The organism is Lysinibacillus zambalensis, from assembly GCF_040183165.1.
GTDB classification, from domain to species: Bacteria; Bacillota; Bacilli; order Bacillales_A; family Planococcaceae; genus Lysinibacillus; species Lysinibacillus zambalensis.
This window is the reverse complement of sequence record NZ_JBEGDG010000001.1, coordinates 129,303-144,504: the sequence shown is the minus strand read 5'-3', so window position 1 is coordinate 144,504 and position 15,202 is coordinate 129,303. Positions and strand designations below refer to the sequence as shown.

Here is a 15,202-nt window from a genome sequence, read left to right as displayed (position 1 = left end):
TTTCCCCTTTTATTCGACTAACTTTTTTACAAGCACTTTCTCAGGATAACATAAAAACTCATTTGCATTTATTATTGCAAATGAGTTTTTATGTAGTAATCTTTTAAAATATAGCTAGCATTAATTAATTATTTTGCTCAAGGCATTGATAAACCGCCATCATCTCTCGTTTATTTAACTCTCGAATACGATTGAAAATAGGGATATTAGCAACAGCCTCCGTTCGTAAGTTTTCAGCAACAACATCGCTTACTTTGCCGGTTAGCCATGTTTGCACGTCTATGCCATCGACAATTTCCTTACGCCCTTCGTCATTGATACCACTTTCGTAGCAGCGAACACATGGTACTGATAATTTATAAACACCATCATGGAGATTATCTTCAGAAATGACCTTCTTCCCATTACAGAATGGACATTTATGACTTGCTTTAATTTTATTAATTTGTGTAACAATTTTTTTGTAGCCAAATGCTTCATAAACATACGTTAATTTTTTGTATTTTCCATTCGTAAAATACTGATCAATAATAGCTTCTCTCGTTTCGTCAATATGCGCGAAATCACAAATTGTAATTTGATTTTTGCTGCTTATAGCTTCGATATTATTTTGGATTTTGTCCCAAAATGGTAAAACATTTTGTAGGACTATTTCATACCCAGCAAAGCTTGCGAGTTCTAATTCCAGCATTTTTAACGACACTTGTGTTTCTCTAAGAAGTAAGGAGACATCTTCTGTTAGTGTCATAGCGCCACCAACAATTGCTTTTAGTTTTTCAAGCTCTGGTAAATTGCCAATCGTTTTTATGACCTGATCGATTGGTTGATGGATAAGCTCACGAATATCAGTGTCCCCAAATGTTAGTGGTTTTTTATGGTTTAGCACCGCTCCTTGACAGATAGGACAGGCAATCATCTCTTTCGATGCTTTCATTTGCTCTTTAATAATTGATTTCGAAATCACCATATAACGTCCAAGGATCAAATTAAACCCTTCCCATTTTTTCGAAGACTTCGTTGCTTTATCATAAAATGATTTTTCCCAATAACCATAAAGGAATGTATGTCTTTCTTCTGCTGTCATGTCATTGTAGCTTTTACTAATATCTTGACCCAGTTCATTTTTTATCTCATCAAAGAGGAATTGCAATTTAGGATATTGATAATATTTTAATACTTCCATCACATCTTGATGTAATAAGCCATCCCAAAATGGCACTGTTTTGTTCTGAATGACCAAATCAAAATCAAATTTTTCAATTTGCAGGCGTCCAGAACAGCTTGGGCAATGATTTTCCTGACTAAAGAAATCGAAGCTTCTTGTATCTTTATTCGTCGGATGTGACGCCACAATATGATTGATGAGACCACCTATTTCATATAAAAAACTATATTGACTATATAAGTGTCTTTCTAGATCGATGGCGACAACAGGTGCAATAGTTGCAGATTCGTATTCACCATAAATTAATCGGGCCATCGATGATAAGCTTTTTAAAATACCACCTTTATAAATGTTTTCGGCATTTTTAAAATAGCTAATATGATTCTCTTCTAAGTAATGAATGCCATTTTTAGAATTTAGTGTTGAAGATATATGCAATGGAGCTACACTATTTAGTTTGTTATGTTGACTAAAATAATCATCATGACTGACAACATCAAGATGTCTAACAGGTTCTGGCTGTCTTTTACCAAAATCGACGATGAAATCAGAGCTTTCCATCATATAGGCATTATGTTCAATCATCATAATAGAGACAGATTCATCTCGCAAAATATCCCTAACACTATCAATGAATTGGTTTAAAATATTTTGTGATAAACCTTTTGAAGGTTCATCAAAAATAAATAATGTATGGGGGTTTCTGGCATTCGAAAACAGCTCAGACACTAAATGAACACATTGAAATTCACCTGTCGATAAGGATTGTGTTTTTCTTTCTAACGTTAAATAACCAAGTCCAAGCTTAATTAATAAACTTAAACGTTTATGAGCGATATCTTCATTTGGAAGCTCCTCGATAATGTCCTCGATGGAACGTTGGAAAATATCATCAATTTCGTCACTGTATTTCGTCATTTTCTTTTTAATATCAAGAAACGTTGCAACCGTTGATCGACTAGTAATCGATTGGTTGCGGTCTTGTCCTACCATTACCAATTTATCTTTCGGATATCGTTTTTGGAAATCCTTAGCGATGCACTCATTGACCAGAGTCGATTTCCCACAGCCAGACTCACCTGTAACGGTTACGAGTCTATTTTTTGGAATCTGTATGTTAGCCATTTCAATGTTACGACAGTAAAGATCATGAAATTGATAATAGTCTGTAGGCATTGCTTGATTTCGTTCCCAATAGACTGGTTCTGGACGTGGTGATACTTCGACAATTTTACCGCCGTATTTACCACTACCAGGTCCAAAGAACAGCTGCTCATCTGCTGTATCTAGCACTGTATCAGAATGATCAATAAGCCAAATTTGGTTTTTATAGCCCAATTGTTTAATCTGCTCTAAAATTTTCAACAGCGTTTGATGATCAAGACCAACAGAAATTTCATCTATAATAATGACCGTATTTTCACTAGCTGCCATAAATTCTGCTAAGTACAGTCGTGTTAATTCCCCACCTGACAAAGTCCCCATAATCCGATTTAACGTTAAGTAACCAATATTCATTTGGATAATATTTGTGAGAATACGTTGTCTTTCTTCGCTAATTGCTAATTCCTCTGAAAGGGAATAAATCGCTTCTATACTCAAGTTGTTAATATCGGAAATACTATGTGGTTGACCCCATAATTCAAACTTATAATGCTCAACTTCTGGATTATAACGTTTTCCCTCACACTTTTTACATTCGACATTTTTAGTCGTACCACGTCCTTTACAAGCAGGACACCAGCCTAATGCATTATTAAAAGAAAAAACCTCTGGCGAAAGATCAAATTTATTTGCCAGCTTTTCACGAATCTCTTTAAAAACGCCGGTATGAGTACCAACCGTCGAACGTGGATTGGCAGAAATGGATGATTTCCCGAGAAAAAGGACTAAAGGCATTTCTTGCATCTTAATGGCACTAAAATTTGTTTCCATAATATTCGGGAATAAATATTGATATTCAGCCTTTGGTAATAAAGAAACGAGACGTTTTTTGGATTCTTCGCCAATTGCTTGGCAAAATGTAGTTTTACCAGATCCAGATAATCCAGCAATTCCTAATGATTGATCTTCCGGTAAGTCGACATTTAATCGGTTAATATTGTTAGCAATTAATTGATTTATTTTCATCGGATACTCTCCATTCAATCTAGTATTGTCATGTTAGCATAACTTCAGAAGTATTTGCTGTGTTTTTGAAGTGAAGTGCCAATCAATTAAGCCTCGGCATAAATGCGTGGAAACTTCTTCTGAAATAAGTTAAAAATGACGCTTCCCGTGTTCGGAAAAGCGTCAATTGTAGAAGAACGGTTTATTTATATAAACGATAAAAATGAATTATAGTTCTGCTAACACTTTTTCAAGCTGATTACCATTGTTAATCCAAGCATATTTAGCTCCCTCGATTGCTCCTTGACGAGCTTTCGTTGCTTCACTAAATCCAGATTGATCAAGATGTAGGTTAGTTGTACCATCTTCACCTTGTGTCAACGTCCACGTAACAGTAGTGATTTCTCCGGCACTCGCCCAAGTGTAAGATAGTGTATGTGGCTCATCCACTATAAGCACCTCACAATTGACAATTCCATCCCACCATTCGTTTGGCTCAGCTCGGAATTGAAATTTATGCCCTACGATTGGTTTAAAATCATTTTTCCATATCCATTTTTCAAGAGTGTCTGAATCCGTTAATGCGCTCCAAACTTTCTCGATTGAACTTGTAAATTGGTAATCTAACGATACATCTGCTTTCATTTTTTTTCCTCCAATAGTAGATTTAATTTAGCCATTCTTTCTTTCCAGAATCCTTCGTAATAAGATATCCAATCTTGAATTTCCTTTAACGGATTGGCATTCAACCGATATCTCGTTTCTCTACCAACCCTTCGAGCAATTACAAGATCAGCATCTTTCAGGATAGCCAAATGCTTAGAAACTGCTGTACGCCCCATTTGAAAATGAGCCGTTAATTCGTGAAGAGGTAATTCTTCTGCATCAGCCAACAAGCGTATTAATTGACGTCTTGTTGGATCAGCAATCGCAGCATAAACATCACGCTCTAGATTTTTCTCGCTCAAAATCTCCTCTCCCTTTTTGAATAGGACACTAAATGGTGTCTTAATTATATGACACCATTTAGTGTCCAGTCAATTTTTATTTTTGACAAAATGACATTCGTTTTATACTTTTTCACAACAATAAAAAAGAGTGTCAAATACCTATACAATTTGACACTCTTTTGACTGATATTTATTTAACTAGATGGCGTTGTTTAAGTCCAAATATATACTATGATCTTCCTTTAGGAATAGTAGCTAAAAATTGAAAACCATTTTGGGTATTATTCATTAAATAGGTAATAGAAAGTGATTCAAATATTTGCTTTACAATATAAAGACCTAGTCCGCTCCCACCAGTATTTCGATTTCTAGATTTTTCGATTCTATAAAATGGCTCAAATAATTGTTGTATTTCCTCTTCTTTAATTGTGACACCTGTATTCATCACTTGTATTTGAATCTGATTTTCTTTTTGGAGATCAGTTACGTCTATACATACTGTTTCTCCATGCGGTGAATACGTAATCGCATTATGGATGATGTTTTTGAAAGCTTTTTCTAATAAATCTCGATCTGTGCGTACATTCATGTTAGGAGAAATTTGTTTTATAATCTGAATGTCTTTTTGAGAAGCAAAAAAACCGAGATCTTTCGTTATTGAATCTAATAATTCTAAAAGGTTGACTTCCTCCAATTGCAATTTAAAGGTATCTTGTTCTAATTTAGACATGCTTAAAATCTCTCGAACTAGTTGTTCCATTCCTTCGATAATTTTGTGGTTTTTTTCTAAGTAAAGGTCACGATTTTGATAAGGACCGATATTATAAATCATCCCTTCTATATATCCTTTCATAACAGTAAGCGGAGTTTTTAATTCATGTGCAACTGTTGCGAAAAATTCTCGGCGTTTTGTTTCGATTTTTCGCTCTCTTTCAATATCATCTTTTAATTGCTCATTTGCTTTTTGTAAATCGAGCATAGTTCGTTGCAAGTTATTCGACATCTCATTCAAGCTATTGGATAGTTCCTCTAATTCATCATTTGAACGAACGACGATGTTTTCGGAAAAATCCAAGTTGGCCATCTTTTGCGCACCTTCATTAATATAGATGAGCGGTTTTGTAATGAACCTTGAATATAAATAGGCACTCCCCAATCCAATAATCACTACAATGATACTTATAAAAGGTAGAAAACGTACTAAGACCTGCGACGCTTCATCAATAGGTTGAAATGTCGCAAATACAGTAACCATTAAATTATCTTTATCTAGGAATTGAATGGGCAAAGTAACATTAAATGCATTATTAAAGCTTTCTGCACTTTGTATTGGTGCTGTTTTTGCAGTAAGCATTGATCGTTGCGAATTCCCCTGAATAAAAAAAGAAGGCGAATATATATAAGTTCCTTCTTTAGTTTGTAAGTAAATGATGGCATTGTTTTCTTTTGTGTACTCATCCAAAAGTGGTATCGCACTTTGTAATGTTAGATTTTTAGATTCATCAATTATTTCCTCAATCCCAGATTGGAGTTGATTCGTTTTATATTGTTGATAAAATGTTGGAAGGAAGAAGTATAACGTTAAATAAATCAAGACTGCAAAAGATAACAATATGAGCGAAGTGATCATAAAGAGCTTATACGTTATTCGTTTCATCTTCATGATGTTTACAATCCTATTCATCGATTTTGTATCCAATCCCCTTTACCGTTTTAATATAAGGTATATTTAACTTTTTTCTTAAATTTTTTATATGTGTATCAATCATCCTTGTTTCTCCTGAATATTCATATCCCCAAATTTTTTCTACAATAATTTCTCTAGTAAGCACCTTTTTTTCATTATGAAGTAGTAGTTGTAAAATTTCGAATTCTTTTGTTGTTAACGGTATTTCAACTTTATTTACATAAGCTTTATATCCGTCGCAATCGACATTCAGTTCATTAAAATTTAAATGATTATCGCTATTTTGATTACAACTTCTTCTTAGAACTGCTTGTACTCGTCTGATCAGCACATGAAATGAAAAGGGTTTCGTTATATAATCATCAATCCCTATATCAAAGCCTTTCATTTGATCTTGTTCTTCTTCTAAAGCCGTCAACATAATGATGGGTATGTTTGACTGACTTCGGATCATTTTGGCAACTTCAAATCCATTAAGATTTGGCATCATGACATCAAGTAGAATTAAATCAAAGGGTTGTGTATTAAATCGTTTCATTCCCTCTAGCCCATCTGAAGCAACCTCTATTGTATAATTTTGTGTCATCAAAAACTGTTTAATTAATTCCTGAATTTCTAAATCGTCTTCTACTACAAGAATATGATAGTTCATCGATATATCCCCCTCGAAGCACATTATAACCTTTCAATCTGTAGTTTATGTGAAGATACCTCATATTCCCTTTGAAAGCTATACTATCCTCTTAAATATTCGTTTTGACATGGAATAGATATATCTATATGTACTTATTTGAAAATGAACAAAATAATAAATGTTACTGACGCTAATTTTTATCTTCTCTACATAAACTCCTCTATATCTCCATACAAATACCAGATTGGTCATATACATTAGTTGTTAGGAAGAAAATTAATTCTTTTATGTGTACTTTCAATAGAATGAAGCGTCTAGAGATGTATATATCTATACAGTATTTTTCTTTCAACTTATTCAACTAAGGAGAAGGTTTTATGTATAAAATTAATCTACGTCCATTATTGTTAATGGTCGTATTTATGTTGGTATTGTGTTCGTGTTTGACATACGTATCCCTTAAAGCTTTAGGAGCAGAGGAAATCTTCTTTAAGTGTACGAAGTCATTTGTTAATACGATAATGATTAAAATAGCTTAAAAGTTTTTTAATATGATAATAATTAAGAATCCATTTAGAAAAAGTTGGATTCTTTTTTTGTCGTTTAAAGATTTATTTGTCATATTTCGATTTTAAAAATTTCTACTGATGGATTTTTACATAAAATATTGATAAAGACACAAAGTTCCCCCTAAGATAAACATGTTTTAATTTTCACCTGTTTATCCTAGGGGGGAACTTATGCTATTCATAACTGTTCATTTATGCCTGGTTGTAAATCTGTCGAGCTATAGTGTCATAGAATTTATTTAATGCATGAAAGAAATTCAATTAGGAGATGTAGAACCCGATGTAGAACCTTGTATCATTTCTTCTTCTGAATTAGATGAGTAAGGATCCCTCTGTTCTGGTGTCCGTTCACCTGGTTTTGTTGTGAACTCCTCCCACTGTTCTGGCGTCATTTCTCCTATTGGATTTGGAGATTCCCACTGTCGCTGATCGGGTGTATTTTCTTCTGAATACGTGTTATGATCTTGGTCCATATTCGTTTCACTTTGATCCAGGTTTCCACCTAAATTAATCAAATTCGCAAATAAACCAATTGCTATTCCTATTGTTACTAAGGCAATGGATGGTGCTATTTTCGTCCACATTTTTTTACTCCAATTTTACATTTTTATAAAAGATTTTCGATAAAATTTTATTCCCGTTTCTTCTTCAAACTTTTACAAACCAAATTTTGTTTTTCAAGATACACTACCTTATCAGATTGTTTAGCGACTTCCTGGGAATGAGTGACAACGATAATACATTTGTTTTCTTTATGAGCTAGTTCTTTAAACAATTTTACAATTTCATCCGAAGTATTCTCATCTAAATTACCGGTCGGTTCATCTGCAATTAATAAATCTACTTCACAAGATAATGCGCGAGCTATGGCTACACGCTGTTGTTGACCGCCGCTAAGCTGTAACACCTTTCTTTTTGCTTCGATTTCCGACAAGCCAACCATTTCTAATAATTCAAGTGCTCTTCTCTTTTTATCATTTATGTTAACTCCTGTAATCTCCATTGCCGTGACGACATTTTGAAGTGCCGACATATACGTAATGAGATTATAAGATTGAAAGATGATCGAAACATATTTATTTCTATATTTATCTAAACCAATTTTCCGTATATCTTTTCCTTTGTAAAGTACATGTCCTTCTTTTGGGTTATCTAATCCACTTGCTAAGCTAAGTGCGGTTGTTTTTCCTGAACCGGATGGACCTAAAATGCTATAGAAACATCCTGTTTCAAAGGTGAAATTTACATTCTCTAATAAAGTATTCTTCTTATTATTACTTTGATAATAGTAATATAGATTTTTAAATTGTAATATCGTGTCCATATGACTCCTCCTACTCATCTTTTAATAGAATTTCTTTTGGATTTAAACGAAGAATTGATAATGCTGGAATAAGTGTTGATAAAATCGCGATTAATAACCCTAATCCACCTAAATTCAACACATCTTGTGATGATATACTTACATCAATATCGTCGATAGGCTCTACATCCTTATCTTGTTTATTCATACTTCCAAACGTGAATCCTAAAGTATTTGATTCTTGTTGTTGATCTTCGGCAGCAATCACTTCTTGCTGTAATAAACTGTCGCCCATTTTTTGAGACACTGTTTTACCTGTAATGATAGAAATGCCAAATGCTAGTACAGCTATACATAGAACTTCTACTAACAGTTGTCCTATTAATTTCCTCTTTTTTTCACCGATTGCCAATAGAATACCTAATTCCTTACGTCGCTCTTTTATGGTCAACATAATAATAAGACCTAATATAATGGATCCTGCTATGGATACTAAATAAACGATCATTTTGGAAGTAGTGGCAATATTTTCGATAGGGCCTACCATTTTTTGATATAAAGCATCATGCGCATCTAGCTTAAATAAATCGAAATCAATATTTGATTTCTTTGCCTCTGCTTTAAAATCCTCAATATTCTCTGGATCATTTAAGTAGTAAATTGCTTCGTTAATAGATACACCCTTTGTATCACTTTCTTCAGACATTTCTTTCGTCGCGTCATAATTTGTGTATATTTTGTTAGACGGATGCATCATAGCAGGTAAATTTTCCTCAAAGTCAGTTATCCCAGAATTTTTGTATACCCCTATTATTTCTAACTCAACTTCCGATGTTTCATCAGTTGATTTAATCTTTAACTTATCACCAACTTGAAGCTCGTTCTGTTCGGCTAGCCGTTTTTCAATCAGAGCTACTTTCTTATTCGTATCCTCTGATGCAATTGAACGACCGTCAATCATTTCATTCGTTCCATCTGTAAATTCTTGCAATAAATCGGAACTTTTTACGCCTTGGATAAATGTATTAGGCATTTTCATATTTCCAGAGTGACTACCACCTACTGCTCCAACTACCCCTTCATCATCTTTGTCACCATTAATAGGCGTGTAATCATCTGCTACAAGCATGTCACTTTTAAGATAGTTGTAGTCTATTACATAAGGTGATTTAGCTAACTGGTCTGCTTCGTCAGCAAAAAGCTCAGGGTGTTGTATTTTTCCATTTGGATTCTCTTGTCGCTGTTTCGCTACATTTTCCATAAGTTTCTCTTCGTCCATTCTAAGACTCACGTCAACACCTAATGTTTGTCTAGCGTGATCATTCGCCTTTTGTGAGACATTTTGAATAGCGAAACCCGCTAATACTAAATTGGAAACTACTAAAAATACAGTAAATAATATTAGCGATTTCCCTTTCCTTGCTTTAACACTTAAAAATGCTCGTTTGATAAAATTCATTTTCCTTACCTCCTTGATAGCTATACTATATAGGGGTAACATGTAGTTTATATGGAGATACTGCGGAGTTTATCTAGAGATTTAAATATTAAAGGAACAAAAAATAAGCTTGTTTCTCAAAATGCGAGAAGCAAGCTTATTATATTTGTAATATTTTCTTTTTTATCTCTTCAATGATTAATATGCCTGAGCAAACCAAACAGTTTGTTTCGCTTCATTTCCACAGCAAATACAAGTAGTCTTCGTAGTTGGTGGGTTAAATGGAATATTACGAGAAGTATATTTTGTCTCTTCTTTCACTTTTTCCTCGCATGCATCATCTCCACACCATCCAGCAAGAATCCAGCCTGGTATAGTTCCGTTTTCCTTGGACGAGTTAATATGCTGCTGTAATTCCTGCAGTGTATCAATCGTTGTATGAGCATTTTCATCGCGGAATGTTCGTGCTTTTTCAAATAAACGTGATTGCATCGTTGTAAGTTCTACCTCAATGGCCGAAACAATGTCATTCAGGTCAATGGATTGCTTCTCATCTTCATCCCGTGCTTTTAATAATACTTGGTTTTTCTCTAAATCACGAGGTCCTAGTTCAATACGAATCGGTACTCCTTTTAATTCCCATTCATTAAATTTGAAGCCAGGTGATTGGTCTGAATCATCTAAACGAACTCTAATTCCGTTCTTCTTAAGGGCTGCGAAGATGTCATCTAGTTTCTCTATAATTTCAGGGTTCTTTTTCCATGGACCTACAGGTATTAAGACAACTTGGGTTGGTGCAATTCTTGGTGGTAAAATAAGCCCCTGTTCATCACCGTGAACCATAATGACAGAACCGATTAAGCGTGTGGAAGTCCCCCAAGATGTTGTGTGTACATGTTCATGCTGATTAGCTTTGTTTAAATACTTAATATCAAATGCTTCAGCGAATTTTGTCCCTAAATAGTGAGAAGTCCCAGCTTGTACGGCCTTGCCATTTTTCATCATTGCTTCAATTGAAAATGTATCAACCGCTCCTGCAAAACGTTCTGAAGGAGTTTTCTGTCCATCATAGACAGGGATTGCAAGTAATTCCTCCACTACCTCTTTATAGATCGTTAACATTTGCATTGTTTCTTTACGTGCATCTTCTTCATCAACATGTGCTGTATGGCCTTCTTGCCACAAAAATTCAGAAGTTCGAATGAACGGAAGTGTTTTTTTCTCCCAACGAAAAACATTTGCCCATTGATTAATGAGGACTGGTAAATCACGATAACTTTTGATCCAATTTGAATATAAGTGTCCTATCATCGTTTCAGATGTCGGGCGAAGTGCTAAACGTTCCTCTAATTTCTCGCCTGCTGCCTCTGTTACCCAAGGAAGCTCTGGTGAGAAACCTTCGATATGATCTTTTTCTTTTTGGAAAAAAGATTCAGGGATTAGCATAGGGAAATAAGCGTTGCGATGGCCTGTTTCTTTAAAACGGCGGTCCATTTCTTCCTGAATATGTTCCCAAATCTCATAGCCGTCCGGTTTAAATGCGATACAGCCTCGGACCGGTGTATAATCCATTAAGTCTGCCTTTTGAATTGTCTCAATGTACCATTTTGAAAAATCGTTTTGTTGTGTTGTCATGTTCTTTCCTCCATTTCGATAAGGGTGTTTGTCACCTATTGAATAAAAACAAAAAAAGCACAAAGCTGTCCTTAAAATAAGGACGTCTTTGTGCCGAATTAACGTGGTACCACCTTGAATTTAGTTTTAAGAACATCTTAAAACTCTCAAACGTTTTGTAACGAAAACGACTCGGTTATGTTTGCATAACATCTCCATGGTAGGTTTCAGATAGAAGCGGTGATATAGCTCTCAACAATTGCTATATTTTCTGTTTCACAATTCTACCTTACTTGGCCACATCATCAATTAATATTGTATATAACTTTAGCAAAACAGTAAAAAAATTTCAAATATTAATAATTATTTTTCGGGAAATATCTGAAAATTGACATTACTTTTCGTACTAAAGATCTCTTTCAATAGTAAAGGATTTTCATCATTTGATTTAGGATACACACTTTTGGAAAATCGTTATTTTTCTTGATTAATTGCGATTATAGCCAAAAGGAATGGCTTGTAGCTTTCGTTTAAAGCTGTTTTCAATTTCAATTGCTTCTAATGCTGTTATACAATACGAGCAGTATCCCATTATGTTTTAGAAGAAATCATTTATAAACTTCCAGGATACCCCCAGTTCAATTTTTATCCGGCTGTTAAAACTATACTACCACGATAGAAAATCATCTCTAACAATTGAAGGATCTTGTCATTAATTTGGACAAGGTCCTTTCTAACGACTAACTATTACTCTCAACTATCAACTGCGTAAAGTCATCTACCGATAGTGGTTTACTGAAATAATAGCCTTGTACGTACTCGCAGCCATGTTCACGCAGCACTTTTAATTCTGCTTCTTCCTCGACGCCTTCAGCTACTACTTGAAGATTTAGGGCATGTGCTAGAGAGATCATAGCTGAAATCATGGCAATGCCTGATTTTTCAGGTAAAATATCACGGACGAATGCCCGATCTATTTTTAAAACATCTACGGGAAATGATTTTAAGTAATTGAGCGATGAGTAACCCGTTCCGAAATCATCTAATGAAATCGTAATACCAAGTGCTCTTAATTGATGAATAGTATTGAGCAAGTCTTCAGTATAATCCAACATACTCATTTCTGTAATTTCAATTTCTAATAAGTGAGGATCGATTTTAGTTTCTGTCATAATTCCGCGTACCATTTCGACAAAGCCTGTCGTACTAATATGAATCGGAGAAATGTTTACGGCAACACGTAAGTTTAAATTATGTACCTCGTTCCAAGCGCGTGCCTGGGCGGATGCTTTTCTTAACACCCATACCCCTATATCATTTATAAGCCCACATTCCTCAGCAAATGGAATAAAGTGATCTGGAGGTATATGCCCAAGTACAGGATCATGCCAACGAAGTAAAGCCTCCATACCAATCATTGTATTCGTTTTTAAATCAATCTTTGGTTGATAATGTAATTCTAAAATATCCTTCTTTAACGCTTGATGTAATTTTGTTTCAAGTAATAGCCATTTATCATTGACTTCATCCATATTTGGACGATATAAGCGATATTGATTTCCACGGGAAGATTTCGCAGCATACATTGCGATATCTGCATTTTTCAATAATTCCTCTACAGAGTTTGCATGGTCTGGAAAAATACTAATTCCAACACTAATACTTGCGTAAAATTCATACGTATTCACAATAAAACTCTCATTAAAGACGCTAATTATTTCCTCAGCCTTCTCTTCAATACGGTCAACATCGTTTAGTATAATTACAAATTCATCACTATTGTGGCGGTAGATAGAATTCGAAGTGTAATCAATGTTGCGTAGGCGATGCGCCATTTCCACTAAGAACAGATCCCCGATGATATGACCAAGTCCATCGTTAATGTTTTTAAAACGATTTACATCAATAAAAAATAACGCAAACTTCTCATCTGTACGTCGAGATTGATGAAATTCGTTTTCTAAACGTTGCTCTAACTTACGACGATTTGGTAGCCCTGTTAATTCATCGTGATAGGCGATATGAGTAATCTTTTTGATATCTTTTTGTGCAGTTATGTCGACTCGAATAGCAATATATTGATATGGTTTACCATTGTCATCAAGAAAAGGAAAAATCGTCGTCTTCACCCAATATAGACTACCGTCCTTTGCGCGATTACATACCTCGCCATTCCACATGTCACCTTTACCTATCGTTTTCCACATCTCTCTAAAGAAAGATCGTGGATGGTAACCTGAATTCAGTAAACGGTGATCTTGCCCTAATAATTCTTCACGTGTATATTTAGAAATTTTGCAAAAATGATCATTAACAAACGTAATTTTCCCAGTTCGGTCTGTGATTGCCACAATGATTGAACTATTCATTGCAGAAAAAATATCTTGTAATTCTTTCAGACTATAGTTAACTTGATTAATACTACTAGGCGTGATATTCATCATTTACATTCTCCGTTCATTAGAAGGGTTTGGTACTTTTGCTTTATAAAAAGCGGGGTATAAAGTTATGGGATATCGCCCTTTATTATGTAATTACATTATAGTATTAGAAAAGCAGTTAATTCAACCCAAATATTCAAACGTTTAAATCTATATTACAATGATTTTTGTTAGAACTGACTCAAAAAAAAGGTCTTTTAACTCATTTAATACGCTTGTTTTGAAATACACTAAGTACCTTAGTCTATTTATATGTTATGTTTAGCCTATTTATCTTCCAGCTGAATGATTGTTCTGTATTTTTAGATACTTGAATAATTACTTCATTTATGATAGTTACCAAAAATACCTTACTGTCATAACTAGGCAGTAAGGTATTTTATAAGCTAAGAGACTTCATATTCTATTGGACCTCCCAATGTTTTGGCTCGTTCATTGTAGGCATCAAGTTGCTCCTGAGATAAGTTCAACATATAGTAGTGAAAATTAATGGGCTCTAAACCGTGTTTCTCACATATTTGTCGGTAAAAATCATAGCCTTCGCGATATTTTGTCATCCTTATACTTCCTTCCATTTGTGCACTTCATTTTAATAGTCTAATTGTTCTTTTGATAATTGATTTACTTTAAAATGGGAATTGATGGGTTATAAATCAATTGTTCACAATTCTTTCAATCAATTTCACCTTGGCGTAATTGAGTCTGAATTTTGAATTGTGATCGCACATTTCATTCCTTTGAAAATCAGTGACATCACATCTTCTAAGGTGAATGTCTTCTACTGAATAAAGATAAAATTTCGTATCCATTTTTATATTGAGAAAATCGCATTCTCCCTACATTGTTATACAACAGATTAATTATTTTTTAATAATATATAACAGTTTCTTTACTATGTCAATGAATTATCTGATATTTCTTTCAAATAGTTGAAAGCCCAGTCCATTATAGTTAGTATGGCTGGGCTTTTCATAAAATATTCACGTCGGCGTCCGTTATAATCACATCCTTTAATCTTAAACCTTTTAAATACCTAGTTGTTTTGCTTGCATATTATAAGCTGAAAGTTGCTGCTGTGATAACTGTAGCACATAATAGCGGAAAGAAATTGGCTCTAAACCATAACGCTCACACATCTCACAATAAAACTCATAACCATCACGATACTTTGACATTTGAATTCCTCCTAAAATTAAACTGTTTTATAACAGTTGTTATTATTTTTATTAATATATAACAGATGATTCATTTCGTCAAGCTTTACAATTTAAAAATATCCTTGAAGTATTAAT

General features: G+C 34.2%; 13 protein-coding genes and 1 other annotated feature. Of the genes, 1 reads left to right on the top strand and 12 read right to left on the bottom strand.

Going from position 1 to position 15,202, the window contains the following annotated elements; all coding sequences use genetic code 11:
- Nucleotides 1–124: 124 nt before the first annotated feature.
- The 5 genes from ABNX05_RS00705 to ABNX05_RS00685 all read right to left on the bottom strand — a co-directional run bounded on the left by ABNX05_RS00705 (nt 125) and on the right by ABNX05_RS00685 (nt 6,587).
- A complete protein-coding gene (locus ABNX05_RS00705; RefSeq protein ID WP_349657920.1) occupies nt 125–3,295 on the bottom strand; it encodes an ATP-binding cassette domain-containing protein in 3,171 nt (1,056 codons plus the stop codon).
- Between the two features lie 207 nt (nt 3,296–3,502).
- Nucleotides 3,503–3,919 (bottom strand): SRPBCC family protein, encoded by a 417-nt coding sequence (locus tag ABNX05_RS00700; RefSeq protein WP_349657919.1) that lies wholly within the window; start codon nt 3,917–3,919, stop codon nt 3,503–3,505.
- Nucleotides 3,916–4,242, bottom strand: coding sequence for an ArsR/SmtB family transcription factor (locus ABNX05_RS00695; protein ID WP_349657918.1), 327 nt, complete (start codon nt 4,240–4,242; stop codon nt 3,916–3,918). Before ABNX05_RS00695 ends, ABNX05_RS00700 begins: the two co-directional genes overlap by 4 nt.
- Before the next feature lie 211 nt (nt 4,243–4,453).
- Nucleotides 4,454–5,908 carry a sensor histidine kinase gene (locus ABNX05_RS00690; protein WP_349657917.1) on the bottom strand — a complete coding sequence of 485 codons (1,455 nt, stop codon included), beginning with the start codon at nt 5,906–5,908 and terminating at the stop codon, nt 4,454–4,456.
- The gene (locus tag ABNX05_RS00685; protein WP_349657916.1) at nt 5,901–6,587 is read right to left on the bottom strand and encodes a response regulator transcription factor; all 687 of its coding nucleotides are present in this window, start codon (nt 6,585–6,587) and stop codon (nt 5,901–5,903) included. Before ABNX05_RS00685 ends, ABNX05_RS00690 begins: the two co-directional genes overlap by 8 nt.
- Before the next feature lie 335 nt (nt 6,588–6,922).
- On the opposite strand from ABNX05_RS00685, the gene ABNX05_RS00680 reads away from it, so the two are divergent.
- Nucleotides 6,923–7,084, top strand: coding sequence for a hypothetical protein (locus tag ABNX05_RS00680; protein WP_349657915.1), 162 nt, complete (start codon nt 6,923–6,925; stop codon nt 7,082–7,084).
- Between the two features lie 287 nt (nt 7,085–7,371).
- On the opposite strand, the gene ABNX05_RS00675 is transcribed toward ABNX05_RS00680, so the two are convergent.
- The 7 genes from ABNX05_RS00675 to ABNX05_RS00645 form a co-directional block, all read right to left on the bottom strand.
- Nucleotides 7,372–7,698: a hypothetical protein gene (locus tag ABNX05_RS00675; protein ID WP_349657914.1), complete on the bottom strand. Its 327-nt coding sequence runs from the start codon at nt 7,696–7,698 to the stop codon at nt 7,372–7,374.
- A gap of 47 nt (nt 7,699–7,745) precedes the next feature.
- Complete coding sequence (locus ABNX05_RS00670; RefSeq protein WP_349657913.1) at nt 7,746–8,438, bottom strand: ABC transporter ATP-binding protein; 693 nt, start codon at nt 8,436–8,438, stop codon at nt 7,746–7,748.
- 10 nt (nt 8,439–8,448) lie between these two features.
- Nucleotides 8,449–9,876: an ABC transporter permease gene (locus tag ABNX05_RS00665; RefSeq protein WP_349657912.1), complete on the bottom strand. Its 1,428-nt coding sequence runs from the start codon at nt 9,874–9,876 to the stop codon at nt 8,449–8,451.
- Between the two features lie 177 nt (nt 9,877–10,053).
- A complete protein-coding gene (gene proS / locus ABNX05_RS00660; protein WP_349657911.1) occupies nt 10,054–11,490 on the bottom strand; it encodes a proline--tRNA ligase in 1,437 nt (478 codons plus the stop codon).
- 75 nt (nt 11,491–11,565) lie between these two features.
- Nucleotides 11,566–11,784 (bottom strand) — a binding site (T-box leader).
- Between the two features lie 425 nt (nt 11,785–12,209).
- Nucleotides 12,210–13,913, bottom strand: coding sequence for a putative bifunctional diguanylate cyclase/phosphodiesterase (locus ABNX05_RS00655; RefSeq protein WP_349657910.1), 1,704 nt, complete (start codon nt 13,911–13,913; stop codon nt 12,210–12,212).
- Between the two features lie 383 nt (nt 13,914–14,296).
- Complete coding sequence (locus tag ABNX05_RS00650; RefSeq protein WP_349657909.1) at nt 14,297–14,467, bottom strand: transcriptional regulator; 171 nt, start codon at nt 14,465–14,467, stop codon at nt 14,297–14,299.
- A 468-nt stretch (nt 14,468–14,935) separates the two neighbouring features.
- Nucleotides 14,936–15,085 (bottom strand): hypothetical protein, encoded by a 150-nt coding sequence (locus ABNX05_RS00645; RefSeq protein ID WP_004230023.1) that lies wholly within the window; start codon nt 15,083–15,085, stop codon nt 14,936–14,938.
- Nucleotides 15,086–15,202: the final 117 nt, after the last annotated feature.